Below are 22,332 nucleotides of genomic sequence, written 5' to 3' on the forward strand. Positions count from 1 at the left end.
CGGCATGGGAAACACGCAATGGCACGAACGGGCGGCAGCCTTGAGCATCGACGGGCGCGCATTCATCGGCGGTGAACGCGTCTGGGCCAGGTCGGAGCAGCGGTTCGATAATCTCTCGCCGATCGATGGGCGCCAGCTTGGCCTGGTCGCGCGCTGCGACGGGCTCGATGTCGACGCGGCCGTGGCGGCTGCGCGCGCCGCTTTTGAAGACCGGCGCTGGGCCGGCCAGGCCCCGGCCGCCAGGAAGCGCATCATGATCAAGTTCGCGGACCTGATCCTGGCGCACGCCGAGGAACTGGCGCTGTTAGAGACGCTCGACATGGGTAAACCAATCAGGTACAGCCAGAGCGTGGATGTGCCGGCCGCGGCCAACTGCATCCGCTGGTACGGCGAGGCGATCGACAAGATCTACGACGAAATCGCGCCCACCGGCGAAAACAGCCTGGCCCTGATCACGCGCGAGCCGGTCGGCGTGGTGGCGGCCATCGTGCCGTGGAACTACCCGATGATCATGGCCGCCTGGAAGATCGCCCCGGCGCTCGCCGCCGGCAACAGCGTGATTCTCAAACCGTCCGAAAAGTCGCCGCTCACGGCCCTGCGGCTGGCTGAAATCGCGCTCGAAGCCGGACTGCCGGCGGGGGTGTTCAACGTCGTTCCGGGCTACGGCATTGAAGCCGGGGCGGCGCTGGCGCTGCACATGGATGTCGATTGCATCGGCTTTACCGGCTCGACCAAGGTCGGCAAGCAGATCTTGCAGATGGCCGGGCAATCGAACCTCAAGCGCGCCTGGACCGAATTGGGCGGCAAGTCGGCCAATATCGTCTGCGCCGACTGTCCCGACCTCGATGCGGCGGTGAGCGCGGCGATCGGCTCGATCTACTTTAACCAGGGCGAAAGCTGCAACGCGCCTTCGCGCCTGTTCGTGGAAGCGTCGATCAAGGACGCCTTCCTCGAAAAGGCGCTGGCGCTGGTGCCCGATTTTGCGCCGGGCGACCCGCTCGACGAAGCCACCGTCATGGGCGCCATTGTCGACGCGGCCCAGATGAAAACCGTGATGGGCTACATCGAAGAAGGCAAGCAGGCCGGCGCCAGGCTGCTGGCCGGCGGCGAGGCCGCGCGCACCGACACTGGCGGCTTTTACGTGGCGCCGACCCTGTTCGACCAGGTCGATGGCTCCATGAGCATCGCGCGCGAAGAAATCTTCGGGCCGGTGCTGTCGGTGCTCGGATTTACCGACATCGACGACGCGGTACGCCAGGCCAATTCGACCCAGTACGGCTTGCAGGCGGCGGTGTGGACGGGTAACCTGAACAAGGCGATCAAGACCGCGCGCGCCCTGCGCGCCGGCACCGTGCACGTGAATCAGTACGACGGCGACGACATCACGGTGCCATTCGGCGGCGTCAAGCAGTCGGGCAACGGGCGCGATAAATCGCTGCACGCGTTCGATAAATACACCGAGCTCAAAACCACATGGATCCAGATTGGATAATCGCTCCGCGCACCCACGCCTGAAGTACCGGCTGGCCATTTTCGACTTCGACGGCACCCTGGCCGACTCGTTTCCGTTCTTTCAGAGCGTGTACAACGCCCTGGCTGACCAGCATGGCCTCAGGCGTATCGAGGGCGACCAGGTGGCGCACTTGCGCGGCATGAGCACGCGCGAAATCATGCGTCACATCGGCATGCCGGCCTGGAAAATGCCGGTGGTGTCGAAAAGCTTCATCGCGAAGATGAGCGAGAACGCGGCCAGCATCGCCCTGTTCGACGGCGTGGGCGCCGCCTTGCGCGCGCTGTTCGAGTCCGGCGTGATGCTGGCGGTGGTGTCGTCCAATTCGGAGCACAACGTACGCCGCGTGCTGGGGCCGGAGTTAAGCAGCCTGTTCTTCCACTTCGAGTGCGGCATGTCGGTGTTTGGCAAGGCCTCGCGCATCCGCAAGGTGGTCAAGCGTAGCCAGGTCGACGCGGCCGATGCGCTGTATGTGGGGGACCAGGGCACCGACGCCGAGGCATCGGCCAAGGCCGGCGTGGCGTTTGGCGCCGTGGCGTGGGGTTATGCGCCGGCCGAGGCATTGCGCGCGCATGGCCCGGCCGAAGAGTTTGAATCGGTGCCGGCGATGCTGGCGATCTTGTCGGCCGCTGGCGCAACGCTCAGTACACCTGGGTCGGACGCAGTCCGCGCGCCGCAAAATGCGGGTCGAGCCGGCGCGACAGGCGCCGCAGGTTCAGGGTCGGCACTTGCGGATACAGGTGATGTTCGAGGTGATAGGTCAGGTTCATGAACAGCGCCGGCACGATCGCTCCGCGCATGGTGCGCGCCTGTTCAAGCGGCTTGCTGCCCGGTTTGTAGTGCGGCAGCCAGGCCGTCGCCAGCGGATAGAACCAGCCGCCGATCCAGGCCATGGCGCAGTACAGCAGCGGCCCGGTGGTCCAGCGCGTCAGCCACAGGGCCAGCAGCACCAGCGCTAGCGAGGTGGCCAGTTCGGCGACCATCCAGCGGCGGTCGCGCGCCGGGCGGATCTTGCGCAACGATTCGCGCCACAGGCGCGGCAGGTACAGCGGGCCGGCCAGCAAGGCTCCAAGCAGGCTTGCGCGCGCGGGCGCGCCTTCCAGGTCGTCTTCTTCCAGGCAGTGCGCGTGGTGGTGCAGGTGGGTGTAGCGGAACGAATGCCCGCTTTGCAGCACCAGCACGCTGACGATGAACAGCACCACGTGGGTGACGCGCGCGTCCAGGCCCGCCGAGCCGTGCGCCACGTCATGCAGGTAGGCCACGGTGACCACGAAGTGCATCAGCATCACGACCGGCAGCGCCAGGTACAGGCCGTGCGCGTAGAGCGCGCCGAAGGCAGCCAGTGTCAGCAAGGGCAGGGCGGCGAGGACGATGCGCTGCCAGGCGCTGACTGTCAGCAGGTCGTCGTCGAAGACGCCCAGTTGCGGCATGCCGGCGTTGCGCCGGGTCAGTGATGGAAAAGTGAAGGGACTGCTGACTGCTGTAAAGGCGAACATGATGGCGACTACCTGATCAGGTTAATGGAGGACAGTAAGAAGAACAATCCGACGATCACGGCGGCGACGTCGTCCGCGTGCTCGCGCATGCCCCAGCGCCGCAGCGCCTGGACGATGGATGGATAGACGTGCTGGAACAGCGTGAATGGCATGCGCACGAGCGGCCAGCTCATGACCATCAACAGCAGGACATTCGGCCCCACGTAAATGAGAAAGCCGGGAAGGTCGAGCAGGGGCCGCGCCGCCAGGATCAACAGCACGAACAGCAGCGTCAGTCCGACCCGGTGTCCGCTTAACAGATACTGGTTGCGCGGGCTCATGTTCTCCGGTTGCTGGCCGAAGACATGCAGCGCCACGCTGAAGCGGCGCGCCGCGTTTTTGGGCATGCCGAACAAGGCCAGCGACAGCGCCGCATGCGCCAGCAGGATCACCAGGTCGAGCGCCAGGCCGCGCATGAACGAGGTGCCGAGCGCGATCTGGGCCAGCGGCGAGACGATCAAGGCCCACGCCAGCAGGCGGTTGACACGCATCCAGATGACCTTGGGCGGCACCAGCGCGCCGATGTGAGGTAAGTGCAGTGCTTTCATGATGGGTCGATGCCTTTGCCGGGTCGTTGCGGCTTGCGCCGTCCTACTCTTCAATACGCAAGCCGCATGCCACCCGTTCCGCGATTCTAAGTTGCTGTTTTTAAACAGAAAATTAATGACGGGTACGCACGCGCTGTCAACTTGCTATATAGTTAGCCCGTTGCAACTATCAAGCTGCCTTACACCCGGCCCGCATGGACATCTACCGCGTTTACTATTTTTCCCTGGTGGTCCAGGGCTGCATCAGCCTGGGACTGGCGGCCTGGCTGTGGGCCAAGGCGCCGCACCAGAGCGGCATCAAGCCGCTGGCGCTGTTTTGCGTCGGTATCGGCTGCTGGGCGCTGGGGCAGTTGGGCATGCATCTGGGCGAAGACGGCGTGGCGGCGTTGGGCAAGCGCCTGGTCAACTGCGGCCCGATCAACGCGGTGTTTTTCCTGCACTTCGTGTTCCGCTTCCTGCAGCGCGACCGCCCGCGCCAGCTGCTCGGTATCTATATCCTCGGCCTCGCCACCCTGCTGCTGGTGCAGGTGCTCGACATGGGCACGCTGGCGCCCTGGCTGGGCTTCGAACGCTATTACTTTTTCCCGGTCTGGGGCTGGATTCCCGGCGTGCTCGTCACCTCGATCAGCGTCTGGGCCTATTTGCTGCTGCTGGCGGCGTGGCCGAAGGCCGCCCCCAAACAGCGCGGCAAGATCCTGGCGATCTGGTTCGCCGGCGTGTGGGGCTCGGGCGCGTCGCTGATGTTCCTCAACGCCTCGCTCGGGATCGATATCTTCCCCTACAGCGTGATCCTGCTGCCCGGCTACGCGCTGCTGCTGGTGTTCGGCATCCTGCGCTACGACCTGATGGTGGTGAACCTGTGGGCCAACCGCCTGCTGGCCTGGCTGGTGCTGACCGCCATCACGGTGGCCCTGGCCAGCCTGCTCCTGAGCGTGGCCGCGCGCACCGGGTTTGCGTCGTTGGCAGCGGTGCCCCTGTGGCAGCTCTGGCTGCTCGGCACGGCCATGCTGGCCGTGATGCTGGTGCTGGAAGGCCCGTCGCGGCGCGCCATCGAACGGCTGGTATTTCCCGGCGCGCACCTGGAAGCGGGCGTGCTGGCCGACTGGCGGGTGCGCCTGGACGCCGCCAGCAGTTGGCACGATCTCGAACGGATCGCCGCATCCACCCTCGGCGCGCACCTGCGCCAGCCGATGCGGGTGGTGCTGGGCGATGCGTCGCCGGGCGATGGCGCCGGCCAGCCGGGCGTGCATTGCTACCTCGCCCCAGGCAAGGATGGCGAAGCGCCGCACTGGCGCACTGACCTGATGGAGTGGGAAGGCGCAACGCCGAGCGTGACCCGCGTCGGCGAAGTGTTCGGCGCCCTGCTGGCGGCGGCTGCGGCGCGCCTGGACCAGTTGCTGCGCTACGCGGAGCACGAAAAGGAACGCCTGCAGCAGGCGCACCTGCTGGAACTGGGCGGGCTGGCGGCGACCGTGGCGCACGAATTGCGCAATCCCCTCAATATCATCAGCATGGCGGCGGTCATGTCGCCGCCGGAAACGCGCGCCGAGATCCGCGCCCAGATCGAGCGCGCCGACCACCTGATCCAGGACTTGCTCAGTTATTCGGGCGAGGTGCGCCTCAATCCCCAGCGCGTGGCGGTGGCCGAACTGGTGCAACGGGTCGCGGCCGGCCATCCATCCCAGCGAATCGAACTCGATGTGGACGCCGCCCTGTGCCTGCACATCGACCCGATGCGCGGCGAACAAATCCTCGGCAACCTGATTGGCAACGCCATGGCCATGCTGCGCGGCCGTTCGGACCCGCGCATCCTGGTCGACGCGCGAGCGCAAGCCGGCGGCCGGGTGCTGCTGCGCGTGTGCGACAACGGCCCGGGCGTGCCGGCCGACCTGGCGCTTGATCTGTTCCAGCCTTTCACCACGCGCCGTCCGGGCGGCACCGGCCTTGGCCTGGCCATCGTGCGGCGCCTGGTCGAGGCCCACGGCGGCAGCGTCAGGCTGGGCGAGCGGGCCGGCTGGAACTGCTGCTTCGAACTTCTTTTACCAGGTATGCCATGACCCAAGAACGCATTCTTCTCGTCGACGACGAACCCGCCTTCCAGCGCCTGTGCGGCAACTGGCTGGCCAGCCTTGGCTACGACGTCAAGGTGGCGGCATCAAGCGAACAGGTGCTGGCCTTGTGGGCCGGGCACACCTTCGACCTGGTGCTGCTCGACCTGGCGCTGCCGCCGTCCTTCCGCCCCGATGAAGGGCTGGCGCTGCTGCCCGGCCTTGCCTCGGCGCCGGTGGTGGTGATGACCGGTCACGCCGACCGCGAACTGGCGCTGCGCGCGATCGCCGCCGGCGCCTGGGACTTCCTGCCCAAGCCGCTCGACCCGGACCTGTTGCGCGTGGTGGTCGAGCGCGCCCTGACCAAGCGCCGCCTGGAGCGCGAGCTGGCCGACTGGCGCGCCCGCGCCGAGCCCGACGACGCCACCATGGGCCTGATCGGCATCAGCGCCGACCTGCGCGACCTGCGCGCGCTGATCCGCCGCATCGGGCCGACCGAAGTGCCGGTGATGATCACGGGGCCGAGCGGCACCGGCAAGGAACTGGTGGCGCGCGCGCTGCATGCCAACGGCAAGCGCGCCGCCAAGCCGTTCGTGGCGGTGCACTGCGGGGCGATTCCGGCGGAGCTGTTCGAGAGCGAATTGTTCGGTCATTGCAAGGGCAGCTTCACGGGAGCGGACCGCGACCGCATCGGCTTGATCGCGGCAAGCCATGGCGGCACCCTGTTCCTCGACGAGATCGGCGACATGCCGCTGTCGATGCAGGTCAAGCTGCTGCGTTTTTTGCAGGCGGGGAGTTTTTTCGCGGTGGGCGCGCGCAGCGAAACGCGGGTCGACGTGCGCGTGGTGGCGGCCACCAACCGCGACCTGGCGGCGATGGTGGAAGAAAAGTCGTTTCGCGACGACTTGTTTTATCGCTTGAAGGGCATCCAGGTCAGGACCACGGCGCTGGCCGATCGGGCCGAGGATGTGGCGTTGATCGTGCAGGCGGTGGCGGCCAGGTTGGCGCCGCCCAAGCGGCTCGCGCCGGACGCGCTGGAGTGGGTGGTCTCGCGCAGCTGGCCGGGCAATGTGCGCGAGTTGCAGCATTCGGTGTCGACGGCGGCGGCGCTGGCGGGCAGTGCGGATGTGATCACGGTCGACGACCTGGCGCTCGCGTGCGGCGAGGCGGCCGCGCCGCTGGCGGTGGAGGGCGATGGCTTGCTCGACGCGCAGGTGGCGGCGCTGGAAAAGCGCTTGATCGTCGCCGCGCTCGACGAGACGGCGCACAATCACACCCACGCCGCGAAACAGCTGGGTATTTCGCGGGTGGGGCTGTTGAACAAGATGAAGCGCTACCGGCTACGGTGACCCCCGTCGTTCCCGCGCAGGCGGGAACCCAAGTTAGCAACGTAGCCGACGGCGCGACGAAATTGGGTTCCCGCCAAGGGGCCGCCGAGGCCGGGAACGACGTGTCAGAAGCAGTGCTCGACCCCCGGAAAACTGCCATCCTTGACCGCGTTCACATACGCGCTCACGGCGGCGTCGATGCTGGTCTGCCCTTCCATGAAGTTTTTCACGAAGCGCGCTTTGCGCCCCGGGAAAACCCCCAGGATATCGTGCATCACCAGCACCTGGCCCGAGCAGTCCGGTCCCGCGCCGATGCCGATGGTCGGCACCTTCAGCGCTTCGGTCAACTCCTTGCCCAATGCGCTTGGAATCGCCTCGAACAGGATGATCGCCGCTCCCGCCGCTTCCAGCGCCAGCGAGTCGGCCTTGAGCTGCGCCGCGCTTTCGATGGACTTGCCCTGCACCTTGTAGCCGCCGAGCTGGTGCACCGACTGCGGCGTGAGCCCCAGGTGCGCGCACACCGGAATCGCGCGCTCGGTCAGGAAACGGACCGTCTCGGCCAGCCACGCGCCGCCCTCGATCTTGATCATGTGCGCGCCGGCCTGCATCAGCTGCACCGCGTTGTTGAACGCCGCTTCCGGCGTGCCGTAGCTGCCGAAGGGCATATCGGCGATCACCATCGCGCTCTTGTTCCCGCGCGCGACGGCGGCGGTGTGGTACACAATCTCGCCCACCGTCACCGGCAAGGTCGAATGATGTCCATTGCAGACCATGCCCAGCGAATCGCCGATCAGCAGTACTTCCACGCCGCAGCGGTCCATCAAGGTGGCGAAGCTGGCGTCGTAGCAGGTCAGCATCGTGATCTTGGCGCCCGCAGCGCGCATCGCGGTCAGCGAAGGAATCGTCACCGCCTTCGTCATCACCGGTTTGACCGGCGCCGGAGTATCGCCGCCCGCCATGTCCTTACCCTGCAGATAACCGCTCATAATAGTCCTTTGATATCAAAATGGTCGCAACGGCGCATAGTGTAATGCCATTGGGACGAACGTGCCCATGATGGATCGAAAGCTCACCTGAGGTGGTCGCCGATGTTTCCCGTCGCGCCAAAAGCAGCGCCGGCCGTGGCGCTCAGCCCCGGAGGTAAGCGGCGCGACGCGCCCTCAGCTGCGGAAGATGAAGTAGACGGCGCCGACCAGGCATAGCCCGGCCCACACGTAATCGAGTTTGAACGGTTCGCCCATGTAGAACATCGCGAACGGGACGAACACGGTGAGGGTGATGGCTTCCTGCAGGATCTTCAACTGCGCCAGGCTGTATTGCGTGTGGCCGATACGGTTGGCCGGCACCTGCAGCAGGTATTCGAACAGGGCGATGGCCCAGCTGACCAGCGCCGCATACCACCACGCCTTGCTCGACATGTTCTTCAGGTGGCCGTACCAGGCGATCGTCATGAAAATGTTGGACAGCACCAGCAGGCCGGTGGTCTGCACAAAAATCGGAATTTGCATGTCAGTTCAGTCGTTCGATGGCCTGGCCGGCAACGCCCGCCAGGTAGCCGCGCGCCGGGCCATGCCCTGGCACGTCAATGGAGGGCGCGATTTCCAGCAGCGGCGCCAGCACGAAGGCGCGCTCCAGCATGCGCGGATGCGGCACTTGCAAGGCGGCGCTGTCGATCCGTTCATCGTTGTAGAGCAGGATGTCGAGGTCCAGGGTGCGCGGGGCGTTGCGGTAGGGCCGTTCGCGCCCGTGCGCCAGTTCGATCGCCTGCAGCGCGGCCAGCAGGTCTTGTGCGCCCAGGGTCGTGTCGATGCAGGCCACCGCGTTGATGTAGTCGTCGCCCGAGGAGTCGATGGGCGCGGTGCGCCAGGCCGACGACTGCGCCAGCAGGCGGCTGCCGGCGAGCGTGGCCAGGCGCGCCAGGGCGTCGGCCACGTTGGCGCGGGCGTCGCCCAGGTTGGCGCCGATGCCGACGTACGCGATCATTCGTCGCCGCTGGTGCTGCCGGTCGTGCTGGCGGCGGCGGCGTTGTCGCCACCCTCGCCATTGGCGCGGCTGCGCGGTGCGCGACGCGGCGCGCGCTTGCGCTTGGCGCCGGCCGGCGCGGCGCCGGCGTTGGTAAGCAGGTTTTCGCGTTCGACGGCGTCGCCGTCATAGAAAGCGGTCCACCATTCGCCGATTTCCATCTCGATCTCGCCCGATTCGCAGCGCAGCAGCAGGAAGTCGTAGCCGGCCCGAAAGCGCGGGTGTTCCAGCAGCTTGTACGGGGCCTTGCCGTTGCGTCGCTCGAAGCGCGGCTGCATCGACCAGATGTCGCGCATGTCCGAGCCGATCTTGCGCTGCAGCGCCAGTTTTTCGGTCTGCGAATCGAGCACGTCGTCGGCCGCCAGGTGCAGCGCCGGAATCGGCGACTCGCCCGCCGCGCGGTAGGCGGTCCATTTTTCGACCACCTGGTGCCACAGCAGCGAGGCAAACAGGAAGCCGGGCGAGACGCCCTTGCCGGCCTTGATGCGGTTGTCGGTCGACTCCAGCGCCAAGGTCACGAACTTCATGCCGATGGGCTGCTCGAGCACCACGTCGAGCAGCGGCAGCAGGCCGTGGTGCAGGCCTTCCTTGCGTAACTGCTGCAGGCAGGCCAGCGCGTGCCCGCTCATGAGCAGCTTGAGCATTTCGTCGAACACGCGCGCGGCGGGCACGTTGTTGATCAAGGGCGCCATGACCGGAATCGGTTCGCGCGTGTGCGGCTCGATCGTGAAACCGAGGCGCGCGGCGAAGCGCACCACGCGCAACAGGCGCACCGGATCTTCGCGGTAGCGCGCTTCGGGCTGGCCGATGATGCGCAAGGTCTTGTCGCGGATGTCGGCGATGCCGCCGTGGTAGTCCAGCACCACCTGGGTGGCCGGATCGTAGTACATGGCGTTGATGGTGAAGTCGCGCCGCATCGCATCTTCGTGCTGGGGGCCGAAGTTATTGTCGCGCAGGACCCGGCCATGTTCATCCTTGGGCGCGCTGGACTCGCCGGCGCCGCGGAAGGTGGTCACTTCCAGCAGGTCGGAGCCGAACATCACATGCACGATCTGGAAACGCTTGCCGATGATGAAGGCGCGCCGGAACAGGCGCTTGACCTGTTCGGGCGTGGCATCGGTGGCGATGTCGAAGTCCTTCGGTTTGACCGACAGCAGCAGGTCGCGCACGGCGCCGCCCACCACGAACGCCTTGAAGCCCGCCTCCTGCAATGTTTGCGTCACGCGGATCGCGTTCGACGACAGCAGCTTGGGGTCGATCCCGTGCTCCGCCGGTCCCAGGATCACGGGTTCGGTCAGGTCGCGTACTGGCTGCTTCTCTTTGACGCCGAGGATTTTGCGGATGAATTTTTTAATCATTGAATAGATGGAGTAAAGGCCAGCCAAGGCGTGTGGCATGGGTCGCCAGCACGGCGTTCGGGTTGGTCGCGACGGGATGGGTGACGACGGACAGAAGGGGGATATCGTTGTGCGAATCGCTGTAGAAGTGGCTGCGCCCGAAGCCATCGAGCGGCGTGCCCACTTGCGCCAGCCAGGCGTGGGTGTGGGTGACCTTGCCGGCGCCCGAGGTGGGCACGCCAACGAGCTTGCCGGTCAGGTTGCCGTCGGCGTCTTCTTCGGGGACGGCGGCGATCAGGTGTTCCACGCCCAGCGCCTTGGCGATCGGCGCGGTGACGAAGCGGTTGGTGGCGGTGATGATGGCCACCAGGTCGCCGGCGTCGATGTGCTGGCGCAGCAGTGCGCGCGCGCGCGGCAGGATGGCCGGCTCGATCACTTCGGCCATGAACCGCGCGTGCATGGCGTCGAGTTCCTTGCGCGGAAAGCGCGCCAGGGTGCCGAGCGCGAATTCGAGGTATTCGACCGGGTCGAGCGTGCCGGCCTTGTACTGTTCGAAAAATTCGTCGTTGCGGCGCTTGAATTCGACTGGGTCGACAGCGCCGGTGCGGACTAAAAATTCGCCCCATTCATGGTCCGAATCGATCGGCAGCAGGGTGTGGTCCAGGTCAAACAGCGCCAGGTTCTTCATTCTTTGGTGTCCGCTTGCGGGTTCGCTTGTAATAGTAAATCGCGCAGCAACGGCAGGGTGACCGGTCGCTGGGTTTCGAGGGAATACTGATCGAGTGCGTCTAGCATCGTCGACAGGGAGCGCATGTCGCGCTTGAAATGGGACAGCAGATAGGGTAACACGCTGGCCGACAAGGTCAAACCGCGCGCTTCGGCGGCGTGCGTGAGCGCGGCGATCTTCTGTTCGTCGGCCAGGCCGTGGATCTGGTAGATCAGGCCCCAGCCCATGCGCGTGCGCAGGTCTTCGCGCACCGGCAGCACCACCGGCGGCACCGGCCCGGTGCTGACCATGTAGGCGCCGTGTTCGCGGATCTGGTTGAACAGCGCAAAAGCGTCGATCTGGGCCTGCGGCGAGAGCTGTTCGCAGTCGTCGAGCAGGTACAGGGTGGTGCCTTGCGTGTAGGTGAATTCGCACTCGGGGGCGTTGCAGGCGATGTAGCGCGAGCCGGGGGTGGCGGCCAGCGCTTGCAGCAGGTGGGTCTTGCCGGCGCCGGTTTCGCCCCACAGGTAAGCGAAATGTTCGCGCGAACGACGCTCCGCGAACTGGTGCATCAGATGCGCCAGTTCGGCATTTTGCCCTACCTCGAAGGTATCGAGGCTGTGCGCCTGCTCTGCGCCCAAATCGAGTACCAGCTGTTTCATGAGTTCATTCTTGCGCCGTCGTGTACATCAGGCATTATAGAAGCTGCCACGCGGATCGTGGGGGTGGCGATGGTGGCAGCTTGCCGGCCCTGTGCTGCGGTGCTTTGGCGGAGAGAAATAGCATCTTATTGTTGTAATGTGGGTTAAATCGGCTTTGGACGGGGCATTTTGATAAAATAGCGGATTGACCAGTTTTGGCCGCCCGCGGCTCGAATCGGTTCGCCGCCTTCTATTTTACCGCCTCCGCTGCCAAATACACCATGAGCCAACTTTCTAATGTTTCCCTCTCCTACCGCGACGCTGGTGTCGATATCGATGCGGGCGACGCCCTGGTCGAAGCGATCAAGCCGTTTGCCAAGAAAACCATGCGCGAAGGCGTCATGGGCGGCATCGGCGGTTTCGGCGCGTTGTTCGAGATCAGCAAGAAGTTCAAGGAGCCGGTGCTGGTGTCCGGCACCGACGGCGTGGGCACCAAGCTCAGGCTCGCGTTCGAACTGAACCGCCACGACACGGTCGGCATCGACCTGGTCGCCATGAGCGTGAACGACATCCTGGTGCAGGGCGCCGAGCCGCTGTTCTTCCTCGATTACTTCGCTTGCGGCAAGCTCGACGTGCCGACCGCCACCGCCGTCGTCAAGGGCATCGCCCAGGGTTGCGAGCAGGCCGGTTGCGCCCTGATCGGCGGCGAAACGGCCGAAATGCCGAGCATGTACCCGGCCGGCGAGTACGACCTGGCCGGTTTCGCGGTTGGCGCGGTGGAAAAATCGAAAATCATCGACGGCACCAAGATCACCCCGGGCGACGTGGTGCTGGGCCTGGCCTCGTCGGGCGTGCACTCGAACGGGTACTCGCTGGTGCGCAAGATTATTGAAGTAGCCAAGCCGGACCTGAACGCCGACTTCCACGGCCGTCCGTTAGCCGACGTGCTGATGGAGCCGACCCGTATTTACGTCAAGCCATTGCTGGCGCTGATGGAATCGATGGAAGTCAAAGGCATGGTGCACATCACCGGCGGCGGGCTGGTCGAAAACGTGCCGCGCGTGCTGCAGCCGGGGCTGACGGCGGTGCTCGATTCGACGGCGTGGACCATGCCGCCGCTGTTCCAGTGGCTGCAACAGCACGGCGGCGTGGCCGATGCCGAAATGCACCGCGTGTTCAACTGCGGCATCGGCATGATCGTCATCGTGTCGAAAGAAAACGCGGATGCGGCGTTTGCGCAGTTGCAGGCGGCCGGCGAGAGCGTGTCGCGCATCGGCACGATCCGCGCGCGCGAGGGCGACGAGCACCAGACGATCGTCAGCTAAGCGGCTTGCGGTCAATCAAAAAACGGACGGCGCCCTCGGGTCCCGTCCGTTTTTTTGATCTGTGTCACACCATATCGCGTATTCCCGGATGCCGCTTGAAATGCGCCTTATTGGTCAGGAAAATGATGAAGTTCTGGAGACGCGGTGATGGATTTCATCTTTGAACTTTCGTATCGTTTGTCGAGCGATGATGACGACCAGGATGACATTGTTGGTCGACTGGTGCAGGAGGAGTGCACCGACGCCCTGATCGGTATCGGGCATCCGGGGCGAATAGCGATGGAATTTTGTCGCGAGGCCGACGACGTGTTCACCGCCATGACCAGCGCGCTTGCCGCCGTCAGGCGCGCTATCCCTACAGCACAGCTCATTGAAGTGCGCCCGGATCTGGTTAGCCTGGACGAGATGCCGGAGTATGCCGAAGTGGATCCGAAACATCTGCGCACACTAGCGTTCAACAACCGCGAAACTTTTCCAGCGCCCGTACATGCAGGAAACGCGACCTTGTGGCACCTGGACGATGTTCTTCGTTGGATGATTCCACGCGAGACTTACCAGGTCACGCGGGGTACGCTGGAGGTGGCGTCGATTGCCAGGCACCTCAATCTTGCGATTCAAGTCCGGCGGATCGAGCCCGAACTGTTTCGCCACGTCCAGTCTTGGCTGGTCTAGCTCCTGAGTTCAGCTAGAGCCCGCGCACGGCGGCGCCAGAAAAATTTACTTCTGGTTGCTGGCAAGTTCCTTGCGGCGCGCCGCGATGGCTTGCTTGACGGTCATCTTGTAATCGATGTCCTGGGCCATCGTGTGCTGCGCCACGTAGGACACCAGCAGCTCGGCTTCTTCAGGCGAGAGGGCCTTTTTCAGCGCCTCGCCCTTGACCGGGTCGCCGCTGTCGGCCAGGGTGACGTCAAGCGGGCCGTTGCAGGCGGCCAGCAGCAGGGGAAAGCACACACACGCCAGAAGCAGATTTTTCATCATCGTTCCCCTTAAGGACAGTAACCATAACTTAACACAGCCCTATCAAAAAATGCCTTTTTAAAAACGTTTTAGTTTTTATAAGCAGCGTGTGTGTTGCGCGCCCGTTACTGCGCTTGCTTGGCCTTGTGACTGATGGTGATGCGCTTGGTCGTCGCATCGGCCGCGATCTGCGCATCCGTAAAGGGCAGGGTGTGCCAGGTCTTGCTCGAAAACAGCCCAGTCTGGTCGGCGTAGTGCGGCGAGGCCGGGTCGACCGACTGCGAGTAGGCGAGCACGGCTTGCGCTTGCGGGCCGTTGCGGTCGAACATCACGGTCTGGATGTAGCTGCCGCCTTCGGTCACCTCGCGTCCGCCCCCGGCCGCCGGCTTGCTGACGATGGCGTTGTAGACCCCGTAGTTGTAGAGCCCGCCGTGGATGGGAATCCGCTTGCCGTTACGCTCGGTGTGCTGGATCTCGCCCCAGGTGCTGTTCAGGCCCCAGCCGCCCGCTTCCATCTCGAGCACGGCGTTGGCCAGGGCCGTGCGCAGGGCGCCCACGCCGGCTGGATCGTCCACCCGCAAGCCGCGTGGCGTGCTGACCGGATCGGCCGCGTTGAAGGGCACGGCCCAGAACAGCGACGAGCCGTACAACTGGTCCCACACGCTGCTGAAATAGCCGAAGCCGATATTGGCCTCCAGGTTGGCGGTACGGTCCCAGGCGCGCAGTTTGGCGCAGGCCGGCGCCAGGTCGACCATGGCGCCGTTGGCGGCGCGGGCCTGGCGTTCGCCGTCGCAGGCGCGCAGCACGTCGTCCATGATCTGGCCGGCGTAGTAGACGCGGTTGCTGAACAAGAGCCCTTGCAGCTGGGGCATCGAGATGCGCCGGCCTGGCAGGCCATCGGTGCCGGCCAGGCGCGCCTGCAACTGGGCAATGCCGATGCGGGTGCGCCCGCTTTGTTCCTCCGCGTCGAGACTGACAATCGACGGGAAGCCGGTCAGCGGCGCGGCCGGATTGGTCATCCAGGCGCTGTCGTTCGAGTTCTGCACAAAATCGTCGCGTTCCAGGCGCGGCAGGCTGGCGCCGGCGAAGATGCCGCTTTGCGGCGCGGCCGGGTCGTTGTCGGGACGGCAGGCGCTGGTCGAGCCGTCCAGCACCAGCACGCCGCCGGCGGCCGCTTTGCGGAAGGCTTCCGGTACGCAGGCTTTTTCCTTGGCCAGCGGCACGTTCGGCACCACCGTCACGTCCATGTACATGGTCTTGCCCTCCTTGTCGGCGGCGATGGTGCCGACCCACGGCAGGCCGACGATGCGGTCGATACCGTCGCGCAGCTCGTTCAGGCTGCGCGCGCTGTTCATGGCGCGCCATTGTTCCAGCATGCGGTGATTGCCTATGCTGGGGTCAAGCAGGGTATAGGCGACCTTGCGGTTCCACTCCAGCTGCTCGGATATGTGCATCACCACGCCCACGTCGGTCTGGTAGAAATCGTGGCTGCGCGTGACCAGGCTGCCGTCGGGCTGGCGCACCTCGACTTCGACGCGCTTGCGCGTCATGGGCTGGGACTTGCCGTCGACCATATAGCTGGTCGGATCGCGCGGGTCGAGTTGCAACTGGTGTACGGTGAAGTGCTTGGACGTGTTGTTGGTGTGGGTCCACGCCACGTCCTTGTTGAAGCCGATGCTGACCATCGGCATGCCGCCGAGCGAGGCGCCCATCGTGTCGAGCTTGCCGGGAATGGTCAGGTGCAGCTGGTAAAAACGAAAATCGCCTTGCCAAAAATTGTGTGGATTGGCCAGCAACAGGCCCTGGCCGTTCTCGGTGGCATCCTTGCCCAAGGCCACGCCGTTGCTGCCGAAGCGGGCGTGCTGCTCTTGCCAGTATTGCGGATCGATCTTGCTGGCGCCGCCACGGCGCGGGGCGGCCGCCGGTGACGCTGGCGCTGGGGCGGCCGCGCCCGGCGGCGCGGCGGCCACGAGTTCTTCGATCAAATGAGCGCCCCCGCCTTCGACGGCATAGCGGCGGATGATTTTCATCATGTCGGCGCTGGTCATGCTGCGCACCCAGGGGGCGTTCTTGCAGGCGTCGGGCAAGCCGCCCTTGCCGCGCTCGTCCAGGTACTGGTTGTAGCCGGCCACGTAGCCTTCGACCAGCGCGCGCATCGGCGCCGGTTGCTGTTGCCAGGCGTTGGCCACCGCCTCCGGTTCGTTGATCATGCGATAGTAGAAGTCGGACGCCAGGTTGGGCACCGCGTCCTCGGTGATGCCGCGCGCCTCCGGACCGAAGTACTTGGCGCGTTCGCCGTTGGCGGTGACGATGCGTTCGGCCAGCAGGCACACATTGTCTTGTGCGTAGGCGTAGCCGATGCCGTAGCCGAGGCCGCCATCATCATCGGCCTTGATGTGCGGGATGCCGTAGGCGGTGCGGCGGATTTCGGCGCTGTATTTGGGGGCCGGTTCGGCGGGCTTGCCGTTCTTGCCGCCGCAGGCGGCGAGCGCCAGCAGGATGGCGGCGCTGCTGGCGCGCAGCAGAGGGACGTGGGAACGAGGTAACAGGGTCATGGCGGTCCGGGCTTGGGAAGTTGACGGGACCGCAGTGTTGCGTTATTGACGTTGCTAAAACAATCAAAATGCGAAAAGGACAAGCTGGCGGGCCCGAGTGGTGCATCCGGCGGTACCTAGGGTAATTTTTTCGTCAAGGTTATCCAGATAGAGCCTGTTGCGACGGTTCAGACAGGCCTGACGCAGGGAAAAAACTTGGCCTTATGTGTTCTTTTTTGAACTATAATTATCTATTGGTAAATATTTTTTTATAACTCGCCAGAAACATTGAACCTGGTTAGTCTTATAAAAACAATGCTATAATAGCAATGCTATCCCTTGGGGCGTGAGATGAGGGATGCAAATGTATTCTGAACTCCGTTGTGCGGGCTTACATATTTATAATCACGCGCATTTTATTAAATCAAAAGGATCTTCGATGTGGCAAAAAGAAGTTGCTGTGCAGTATTTAAATGAACATGGTGGGGCTGATAGCCTTGGTAGATGTGGTGAATATGTAAGGAAAGCTATTGAAGCGGGCGGCACCCAATTGAATCGCCACAGGCGTGCCAAGGACTATGGCGCCAGCTTATTATCTTCGGGTTTTGTTGAAATAGCGAATACGGTCACACGGGCCGGTGACGTCGCCATCATTCAACCAATCCCAGGGCATCCTAGTGGGCACATGGCTATGTTTAACGGGACTATTTGGGTATCTGATTTCAGACAACTACATGGATACTACCCCGGACCCGGGTACAGGCAATTGCGGCCGCCAGTAAAGTTTTATCGGCGAACTCATTGAAATCTTATGTCTATGTCAAAAATCAATAAGATAATATTTGCCAAGGCGATTTGTGCGTTTTTTTCATGCATATTAGCTTGCCTTAGTTTTCCCGCGCTGGCCGCTGAACTTCCATCACCTGCGGTGACGACTTCGGATTTTTACAAATGGTATATCCATTCGCTCGTCGCGAATCATCAACCGCTTAGCGACGAAAAAGTTAAACTTGGCACATACGTTTCAAAGTCCTTGATTGCGGAAATTGAAAAGCGTATGAATAGCGAGGATGGACTGGATGCCGATTATTTTATCCAGGCGCAGGATTATTTTGATGATTGGGAAAAAAATATCTCAGTTACGAAATCCAGGATAAGTGGAAACACCGCAACAGTTCGTGTCACGCTTGGAGCAAGCAAAGAAAGCATTCACCACTTGGAGCTGACTTTAAAAAAGGAAGACAGCGTCTGGAAGATTCGCAGAGTTCGCCCATTATAGAGAACGACGGCGCAGAATCGGCCGCGACAAAAGCAAGCAGTGCCGCATGGCGGACAGAAGCCAATGCATTACTCTGCTGTTTGTCGCGGGCGAGTTTCATCGTGTCTGGACATGTTCCACAGCCAGGAACTGAATGAACAGGTGCGCAAGTACGTCCCTCATCTGATTGGGTATGTGATGAGCCAGCGAAGCGAAAGAAGAAATAAAGCGGCCGGCGGCCCGCCATCTCGACGTCATGAAAATCTCCCCGGAGGCCCCACCTGGCGCGGCCGCTGTCTGCCCTATTTCTTGCCCAGGATCTTCTCGACCGGGGCCGGACGCAGGCGGAAGGCGTCCGGCATGCCCGAACCGAGCAGCGGGCGCAGGTACAGGCGGAAGGCATCGGTGACGTCGGTGCCGCTCTCGCTGATGAAGATGTCTTCCATCGTGCGCGTCTTGCCGGCCACGCTTTCCAAGGGCACCAGTTCATAGTCGACCGAGTAGTAGCCGGTGCGCTTGATCGCCACCGAGCCGTCGCGGTCGCCCCACATCGCGAACTGCACCGCCTTTTCGCCCACTTCGCGCGCCTCGCGCTGGTCCACGTCCGACACGCAGCCGATGAAGGAGCGTTGCAGGTAGCCAAAGGTGTCGCCGCGCACGCGCTTGATGCCGAGCCTGGACTTGATTTCGTCGCACAGCAGGTCGGCCAGCGCGCCGGTGCCCGACAGTTGCACATTACCGTGCGCATCGCGCTCGATGTCTTTGGACAGCAAACTGGCGATCGGCTCGCCCGAGGCGTCGTGGATGCCTTCGGACACGGCGATTACGCAGCGTCCGTAGCGCGCGTACGTGGCCTTGACGTCGGCCAGGAATTGCTCGAGCACGAAGGTGCGCTCGGGCAGGTAGATCAGGTGCGGGCCGTCGTCGGGAAACTTCTTGCCGAGCGCGGCGGCGGCGGTCAGGAAGCCGGCGTGCCGTCCCATCACCACCCCCACGTACACGCCGGGCAAGGCCGCGTTGTCGAGGTTGGCGCCGGCGAAGGCTTGCGCCACGAACCGCGCGGCCGAGGGAAAGCCGGGCGTGTGGTCGTTGCCGACCAAATCGTTATCGATGGTTTTGGGAATGTGAATGCAGCGCAGCGGATAGCCGGCTTGTTGTGCTTCCAGGCTGACGATGCGCACCGTGTCGGAGGAATCGTTGCCGCCGATGTAGAAAAAATGCTCGATCTCGTGTGCGCGCAGCACCTCGAAAATCTTTTGGCAATACGCCATGTCGGGCTTGTCGCGGGTCGAACCGAGCGCCGAGGAAGGCGTCTTGCCGACCAGTTCGAGGTTGTGGCTGGTTTCCTGGGTCAGGTCGATGAAGTCTTCGTCGACGATGCCGCGCACCCCGTGCATGGCGCCGTACACGCGCGTGACGTTGCGAAAGCGGCGCGCTTCGAGCACCACGCCGACCATCGACTGGTTGATCACGGCGGTGGGTCCGCCTCCCTGTGCGACCAGAATTTTTCCTGACGACATGTGCATCTCCTTGAAGTGATCAGCGGCGCTGAACAGGCAGTCTACCGCCAGGGCGGAGGACTGCCTGTTTCTTTACAACTTACAACTTACAACTCACAGCTTACGGCTTGGATGCCGGCTTGCCATCGGCCTTGCGCGTCACCGTCATTGTCGAGAACGCCGGATCGGCCTTGATCTGCGCTTCCGTGTACGGCTGGGTGATCCATTCCTTCTTCGAGAAGCGCTCGGTCTGGTCGGCGAAATGCTTCGAGGCCGGGTCGGTCGATTGCGAGTAGGCCAACATGGCTTGCACTTGCGGGCCATCTTTGTTGAAGGACACGGTCTGGATGTAGCTGGTGCCGTAGATCACTTCGAGCTTGCCGTCGCCGCTTGGCACGGTGCCGATCGCGTTGTACACGCCATCGGTGCCCTTGCCGCCGTGGATCGGAATGCGGCGGGTGCCGCGCGTGGCCAGCTGCACGTCGCCCCAGCGCGCATCCTGCGACACGCCCAGCTTGGCCACGTCCTGCGCCGCCGCCGCCAGCGCCTGGCGCACCGTGGTCGCGATGGCCGGGTTGTCGAGGTTCAGGCCGCGCGGCGTGTTGACCGGGTCTGCCGGGTTGAACGGCACCGCCCACATGCCCGGCACGCGCAGGATGCGTTCCCACAGGCCGGTGAAGTACAGGTAGCCGATGTTGCTGTCGAGGTTGACGGTACGGTCCCACTGGTTCAGGCGCGCGCAGGCGGTCGTGATATCGCCGCTGCCGGCCTGTTCGCCACGGCACAGCGCCAGCACATCGTCCATGATCTGCTCGGCGTAGTAGACGCGGTTGCCCAGGGCCAGAGCTTGCAGTTGCGCGACCGTCATTTTGCGTCCGGCCAGGCCATCGGTGCCGGCCAGGCGCTTCTGCACCTGGGTGATGCCGAGGCGGGTGCGGCCGAACTGCTCGACATTGTCGACGCTGACGATGTCTGGATAGCCGGTGACCGGCGCCAGCGGATTGGAGAGCCAGGCGCTGTCGTTGGAGTTTTGCACGTAGTCGCTACGCAACAGGCGCGGCAGGCTGGCGCCGGCGAAGATGCCCGCTTGCGGCGCGTTGATGTCGGTGGCCGGCGCGCAGGCGCTGGTGGCGCCGTTGAGCACGAACAAGCCGCGCGCGGCCAGCGGTTTGAATGGCGCCGGCACGCAGGCCTCCTGCATGGCTTTTGTCACATGCGGCACCACGGTGACGTCCGCGAACAGGGCGGCGCCCTCTTTGTCGACGGCCAGGGTGTTGACCCACGGCAGGCCGACGGTGCGCTCGATCGAGGCCTTGAACTCGTCCATGTTGCGCGCGGTGTTCATGCCGTACCACTGTTCCAGCAGGCGATGGTTGCCGAGGTTGGCGTCGTTGAGCGAAAACGCCATGCCGGCATTCCAGTCGAGCTGGCCGGGAATCACGACCAGCGGGCCGTACTGGGTGCTGTAGAAAGTGCGGCTCTGGGTGCCCAGCACGCCGTCGGCGCCCTTGACCTCGACATTGACGGTCTTGCGCGTCATCGCTTGCGGCTTGCCGTCGACCAGGTACCTGGTCGGATCGCTCGGGTCGAGCGGCGTCATGTGCACCGTGAAGTGGGCCGAATTGTTGACCGTGTGGGTCCAGGCCAGGTTCTGGTTGAAGCCGATATTGACCATCGGCATGCCACCGAGGGCGGCGCCCATCGCGTCGAGCTTGCCCGGAATGGTCAGGTGCAGCTGGTAGAAACGCAGTGCGCCGCGCCATGGGAAGTGCGGGGTGCCGAGCAGCATGCCCTGGCCGTTGTCGGTGGCGTCCTTGCCCAGGGCCACGGCATTGCTGCCGGTGCGTTCGCGCATCGCGACCCAGTAATCGGGGTCCATCGGGTGCATGCCGGCCTTGGGCGGGACGGCCGGCAGCAAGCCATTCTGGCCGGGCGGGGTGGCGCCGGCGATGGCGGCGATGAACTGGCCGGAACTGGCTTCGGCGGCGTAGCGGCGCAGCAGCTTGACCATGTCCTGCTCGCTCACCTTGCGCACCCAGGAACCGTTCTTGCAGGCGGCCGGCAGGTTGTTCATGCCGGTTTTTTCGAGGTAATCGTTGTAGCCGGCGACATAGCCTTCGATCATCGCTTTCATCGGCGCCGAATGGGCGTTCCAGGCCGTTTTGACGGTCTCGTCGTCGTTGATGATGCGGTAAAAGAAGTCGGTTTGCAGGTTCGGAATATCCGAGGTCTGGCGCGTGGCGGTCGGGCCGAAGTGCTTCGAGCGCTCACCGCTGACGGTGGCAAATTCGTCGGCCAGCAGGCAGACGTTATCTTGCGAATAGGCGTACGCCACGCCGTAGGCGAGGCTGCCTTCGTCATTGGCCTTGATGTGCGGCACGCCGAACGAGGTGCGGCTGATCTCGGCCTGGTATTTGGCGGCCGTGTCGCCCGGCTTGGCCGAATTGTTCGAATTGGAATCGGTGGAATCGTCGTTACTGCAACCGGCGCTGAGGGCCATGGCGACAGCGCCGGCGAGCGCCAGCAGGCGGGGCGCGCGGTGGTTCTTGAAAGGGATGGTCATGTAGGTCTCGTGTTAGAAGCAATGATGGCGCAACAGTGCGATATTTTATATCGAAATTACATCAAAATTGTAGAAATAATAACTTTGAGAAGCCGCTACGGACGTGGTAGAAATGGGCCGGCGGCAGGCCGCCGCCAGGCCCGCGCCAGCCTCCTTACAAGGGCTTGCCGTCCAGTGCGGCGCGCTCTGCTTTGGTCAGCGAAGAACGGGCTTTCTGGTACGACCAGGCCAGCAATTCGACCAGCCACTCGGGCGGAAAACTGCCTGCATCGACCAGCGTCACCCAATGAAAGCGGCCCATGTAGCGGGCCGGCTTTACACCAGGCATGGCGGTCAGCCCGAGGAACAGATCGGGCGCGACACGCAGACTGAAACGTCCCATTTCCGGTTCACTGGTCTTGAAGTAGGCAAACTTTTTTCCGCCCACCGCATACACCAGAATATTGCCCGGACTCGCATGCAAAGTCTCGGTCGCATGCGCAAAGGCGCGGCAACGCTGTTGTAATTGTTGCGTGTTCATG

Annotated in this window: 20 protein-coding genes and 1 pseudogene; 8 read left to right on the top strand and 13 right to left on the bottom strand. The window is 63.8% G+C overall.

The annotated features are described in order from the left end of the window. The first annotated feature begins 4 nt into the window (after positions 1 to 4). Together F0185_RS13645 and F0185_RS34800 are read left to right on the top strand one after the other, a co-directional pair. Positions 5 to 1,492 carry an aldehyde dehydrogenase gene (locus tag F0185_RS13645; RefSeq protein ID WP_167225223.1) on the top strand — a complete coding sequence of 496 codons (1,488 nt, stop codon included), beginning with the start codon at positions 5 to 7 and terminating at the stop codon, positions 1,490 to 1,492. After that, positions 1,485 to 2,033: pseudogene (locus tag F0185_RS34800) on the top strand (HAD hydrolase-like protein); the annotation flags it as partial. The gene F0185_RS13645 and the pseudogene F0185_RS34800, both read left to right, overlap by 8 nt. A gap of 118 nt (positions 2,034 to 2,151) precedes the next feature. Here the strand turns inward: F0185_RS34800 and F0185_RS34805 are convergent. Together F0185_RS34805 and F0185_RS13655 are read right to left on the bottom strand one after the other, a co-directional pair. Next, entirely contained in the window at positions 2,152 to 3,006 is an 855-nt protein-coding gene (locus F0185_RS34805; RefSeq protein ID WP_229476998.1) for a fatty acid desaturase, read from the bottom strand. A gap of 8 nt (positions 3,007 to 3,014) precedes the next feature. Then, on the bottom strand, positions 3,015 to 3,593 hold the full coding sequence (locus F0185_RS13655; protein ID WP_167225225.1) for a hypothetical protein: 579 nt from the start codon (positions 3,591 to 3,593) through the stop codon (positions 3,015 to 3,017). Between the two features lie 194 nt (positions 3,594 to 3,787). Here F0185_RS13655 and F0185_RS13660 point away from each other — a divergent pair, with 194 nt between their 5' ends. Both F0185_RS13660 and F0185_RS13665 read left to right on the top strand, forming a co-directional pair. Further along, positions 3,788 to 5,650, top strand: a complete 1,863-nt coding sequence (locus tag F0185_RS13660; RefSeq protein ID WP_167225227.1) for a sensor histidine kinase — start codon at positions 3,788 to 3,790, stop codon at positions 5,648 to 5,650. Beyond that, positions 5,647 to 6,990 (top strand): sigma-54-dependent transcriptional regulator, encoded by a 1,344-nt coding sequence (locus tag F0185_RS13665; protein WP_167225229.1) that lies wholly within the window; start codon positions 5,647 to 5,649, stop codon positions 6,988 to 6,990. The genes F0185_RS13660 and F0185_RS13665 overlap by 4 nt, the downstream gene beginning before the upstream one ends. A 104-nt stretch (positions 6,991 to 7,094) precedes the next feature. Here the strand turns inward: F0185_RS13665 and panB are convergent, their stop codons facing one another. From panB to hda, 6 genes are all read right to left on the bottom strand, one after another. Next, complete coding sequence (panB, locus tag F0185_RS13670; protein ID WP_167225231.1) at positions 7,095 to 7,955, bottom strand: 3-methyl-2-oxobutanoate hydroxymethyltransferase; 861 nt, start codon at positions 7,953 to 7,955, stop codon at positions 7,095 to 7,097. A gap of 174 nt (positions 7,956 to 8,129) precedes the next feature. Next, positions 8,130 to 8,477, bottom strand: a complete 348-nt coding sequence (locus F0185_RS13675) for a DMT family protein (RefSeq protein WP_167225233.1) — start codon at positions 8,475 to 8,477, stop codon at positions 8,130 to 8,132. A gap of 1 nt (position 8,478) precedes the next feature. Then, on the bottom strand, positions 8,479 to 8,952 hold the full coding sequence (gene folK / locus F0185_RS13680) for a 2-amino-4-hydroxy-6-hydroxymethyldihydropteridine diphosphokinase (protein WP_167225236.1): 474 nt from the start codon (positions 8,950 to 8,952) through the stop codon (positions 8,479 to 8,481). Further along, entirely contained in the window at positions 8,949 to 10,349 is a 1,401-nt protein-coding gene (pcnB, locus tag F0185_RS13685; protein WP_167225238.1) for a polynucleotide adenylyltransferase PcnB, read from the bottom strand. Before pcnB ends, folK begins: the two co-directional genes overlap by 4 nt. Then, positions 10,342 to 11,016: a histidinol-phosphatase gene (locus F0185_RS13690; RefSeq protein WP_167225240.1), complete on the bottom strand. Its 675-nt coding sequence runs from the start codon at positions 11,014 to 11,016 to the stop codon at positions 10,342 to 10,344. Before F0185_RS13690 ends, pcnB begins: the two co-directional genes overlap by 8 nt. Further along, positions 11,013 to 11,696, bottom strand: a complete 684-nt coding sequence (gene hda / locus F0185_RS13695; RefSeq protein WP_166894574.1) for a DnaA regulatory inactivator Hda — start codon at positions 11,694 to 11,696, stop codon at positions 11,013 to 11,015. Before hda ends, F0185_RS13690 begins: the two co-directional genes overlap by 4 nt. 260 nt (positions 11,697 to 11,956) lie before the next feature. Here hda and purM point away from each other — a divergent pair, with 260 nt between their 5' ends. Together purM and F0185_RS13705 are read left to right on the top strand one after the other, a co-directional pair. Beyond that, the gene (gene purM, locus F0185_RS13700) at positions 11,957 to 13,000 is read left to right on the top strand and encodes a phosphoribosylformylglycinamidine cyclo-ligase (RefSeq protein ID WP_167225242.1); all 1,044 of its coding nucleotides are present in this window, start codon (positions 11,957 to 11,959) and stop codon (positions 12,998 to 13,000) included. Between the two features lie 147 nt (positions 13,001 to 13,147). Continuing rightward, positions 13,148 to 13,672, top strand: coding sequence for a DNA-binding protein (locus tag F0185_RS13705; RefSeq protein WP_167225244.1), 525 nt, complete (start codon positions 13,148 to 13,150; stop codon positions 13,670 to 13,672). Between the two features lie 45 nt (positions 13,673 to 13,717). On the opposite strand, the gene F0185_RS13710 is transcribed toward F0185_RS13705, so the two are convergent. Together F0185_RS13710 and F0185_RS13715 are read right to left on the bottom strand one after the other, a co-directional pair. Further along, a complete protein-coding gene (locus F0185_RS13710) occupies positions 13,718 to 13,975 on the bottom strand; it encodes a hypothetical protein (RefSeq protein ID WP_167225246.1) in 258 nt (85 codons plus the stop codon). Positions 13,976 to 14,082: 107 nt separating this feature from the next. Then, the gene (locus F0185_RS13715; protein WP_167225248.1) at positions 14,083 to 16,512 is read right to left on the bottom strand and encodes an acylase; all 2,430 of its coding nucleotides are present in this window, start codon (positions 16,510 to 16,512) and stop codon (positions 14,083 to 14,085) included. A gap of 343 nt (positions 16,513 to 16,855) precedes the next feature. Here F0185_RS13715 and F0185_RS13720 point away from each other — a divergent pair, with 343 nt between their 5' ends. Both F0185_RS13720 and F0185_RS13725 read left to right on the top strand, forming a co-directional pair. Continuing rightward, entirely contained in the window at positions 16,856 to 17,296 is a 441-nt protein-coding gene (locus F0185_RS13720; RefSeq protein ID WP_229477001.1) for a CHAP domain-containing protein, read from the top strand. Positions 17,297 to 17,302: 6 nt separating this feature from the next. Continuing rightward, positions 17,303 to 17,770 carry a DUF3828 domain-containing protein gene (locus tag F0185_RS13725; protein WP_167225250.1) on the top strand — a complete coding sequence of 156 codons (468 nt, stop codon included), beginning with the start codon at positions 17,303 to 17,305 and terminating at the stop codon, positions 17,768 to 17,770. Positions 17,771 to 18,051: 281 nt separating this feature from the next. Here F0185_RS13725 and F0185_RS13730 read toward each other — a convergent pair whose 3' ends face one another. From F0185_RS13730 to F0185_RS13740, 3 genes are all read right to left on the bottom strand, one after another. Continuing rightward, positions 18,052 to 19,269 carry a 6-phosphofructokinase gene (locus tag F0185_RS13730; protein ID WP_167225252.1) on the bottom strand — a complete coding sequence of 406 codons (1,218 nt, stop codon included), beginning with the start codon at positions 19,267 to 19,269 and terminating at the stop codon, positions 18,052 to 18,054. Between the two features lie 100 nt (positions 19,270 to 19,369). Then, positions 19,370 to 21,811 (bottom strand): acylase, encoded by a 2,442-nt coding sequence (locus tag F0185_RS13735; RefSeq protein ID WP_167225254.1) that lies wholly within the window; start codon positions 21,809 to 21,811, stop codon positions 19,370 to 19,372. Positions 21,812 to 21,965: 154 nt separating this feature from the next. Beyond that, positions 21,966 to 22,331 (bottom strand): MmcQ/YjbR family DNA-binding protein, encoded by a 366-nt coding sequence (locus F0185_RS13740; RefSeq protein ID WP_167225255.1) that lies wholly within the window; start codon positions 22,329 to 22,331, stop codon positions 21,966 to 21,968. Between the last annotated feature and the right edge of the window lies 1 nt (position 22,332).

Source organism: Massilia rubra, assembly GCF_011682065.1.
In the GTDB taxonomy this organism is placed as follows: Bacteria; Pseudomonadota; Gammaproteobacteria; order Burkholderiales; family Burkholderiaceae_D; genus Telluria_A; species Telluria_A rubra.

What these genes read in the sequence shown, in the direction of transcription:
- F0185_RS13740 (WP_167225255.1), bottom strand. Translation starts at nt 22,331, where the DNA reads ATGAACACGCAACAATTACAACAGCGTTGCCGCGCCTTTGCGCATGCG.
- F0185_RS13690 (WP_167225240.1), bottom strand. Translation starts at nt 11,016, where the DNA reads ATGAAGAACCTGGCGCTGTTTGACCTGGACCACACCCTGCTGCCGATC.
- F0185_RS13665 (WP_167225229.1), top strand. Translation starts at nt 5,647, where the DNA reads ATGACCCAAGAACGCATTCTTCTCGTCGACGACGAACCCGCCTTCCAG.
- F0185_RS13730 (WP_167225252.1), bottom strand. Translation starts at nt 19,269, where the DNA reads ATGTCGTCAGGAAAAATTCTGGTCGCACAGGGAGGCGGACCCACCGCC.
- F0185_RS13660 (WP_167225227.1), top strand. Translation starts at nt 3,788, where the DNA reads ATGGACATCTACCGCGTTTACTATTTTTCCCTGGTGGTCCAGGGCTGC.
- F0185_RS13735 (WP_167225254.1), bottom strand. Translation starts at nt 21,811, where the DNA reads ATGACCATCCCTTTCAAGAACCACCGCGCGCCCCGCCTGCTGGCGCTC.
- panB (WP_167225231.1), bottom strand. Translation starts at nt 7,955, where the DNA reads ATGAGCGGTTATCTGCAGGGTAAGGACATGGCGGGCGGCGATACTCCG.
- F0185_RS13675 (WP_167225233.1), bottom strand. Translation starts at nt 8,477, where the DNA reads ATGCAAATTCCGATTTTTGTGCAGACCACCGGCCTGCTGGTGCTGTCC.
- F0185_RS13725 (WP_167225250.1), top strand. Translation starts at nt 17,303, where the DNA reads ATGTCTATGTCAAAAATCAATAAGATAATATTTGCCAAGGCGATTTGT.
- F0185_RS13655 (WP_167225225.1), bottom strand. Translation starts at nt 3,593, where the DNA reads ATGAAAGCACTGCACTTACCTCACATCGGCGCGCTGGTGCCGCCCAAG.
- F0185_RS13645 (WP_167225223.1), top strand. Translation starts at nt 5, where the DNA reads ATGGGAAACACGCAATGGCACGAACGGGCGGCAGCCTTGAGCATCGAC.
- F0185_RS13705 (WP_167225244.1), top strand. Translation starts at nt 13,148, where the DNA reads ATGGATTTCATCTTTGAACTTTCGTATCGTTTGTCGAGCGATGATGAC.
- F0185_RS34805 (WP_229476998.1), bottom strand. Translation starts at nt 3,006, where the DNA reads ATGTTCGCCTTTACAGCAGTCAGCAGTCCCTTCACTTTTCCATCACTG.
- pcnB (WP_167225238.1), bottom strand. Translation starts at nt 10,349, where the DNA reads ATGATTAAAAAATTCATCCGCAAAATCCTCGGCGTCAAAGAGAAGCAG.
- purM (WP_167225242.1), top strand. Translation starts at nt 11,957, where the DNA reads ATGAGCCAACTTTCTAATGTTTCCCTCTCCTACCGCGACGCTGGTGTC.
- F0185_RS13710 (WP_167225246.1), bottom strand. Translation starts at nt 13,975, where the DNA reads ATGAAAAATCTGCTTCTGGCGTGTGTGTGCTTTCCCCTGCTGCTGGCC.
- hda (WP_166894574.1), bottom strand. Translation starts at nt 11,696, where the DNA reads ATGAAACAGCTGGTACTCGATTTGGGCGCAGAGCAGGCGCACAGCCTC.
- F0185_RS13720 (WP_229477001.1), top strand. Translation starts at nt 16,856, where the DNA reads ATGTATTCTGAACTCCGTTGTGCGGGCTTACATATTTATAATCACGCG.
- folK (WP_167225236.1), bottom strand. Translation starts at nt 8,952, where the DNA reads ATGATCGCGTACGTCGGCATCGGCGCCAACCTGGGCGACGCCCGCGCC.
- F0185_RS13715 (WP_167225248.1), bottom strand. Translation starts at nt 16,512, where the DNA reads ATGACCCTGTTACCTCGTTCCCACGTCCCTCTGCTGCGCGCCAGCAGC.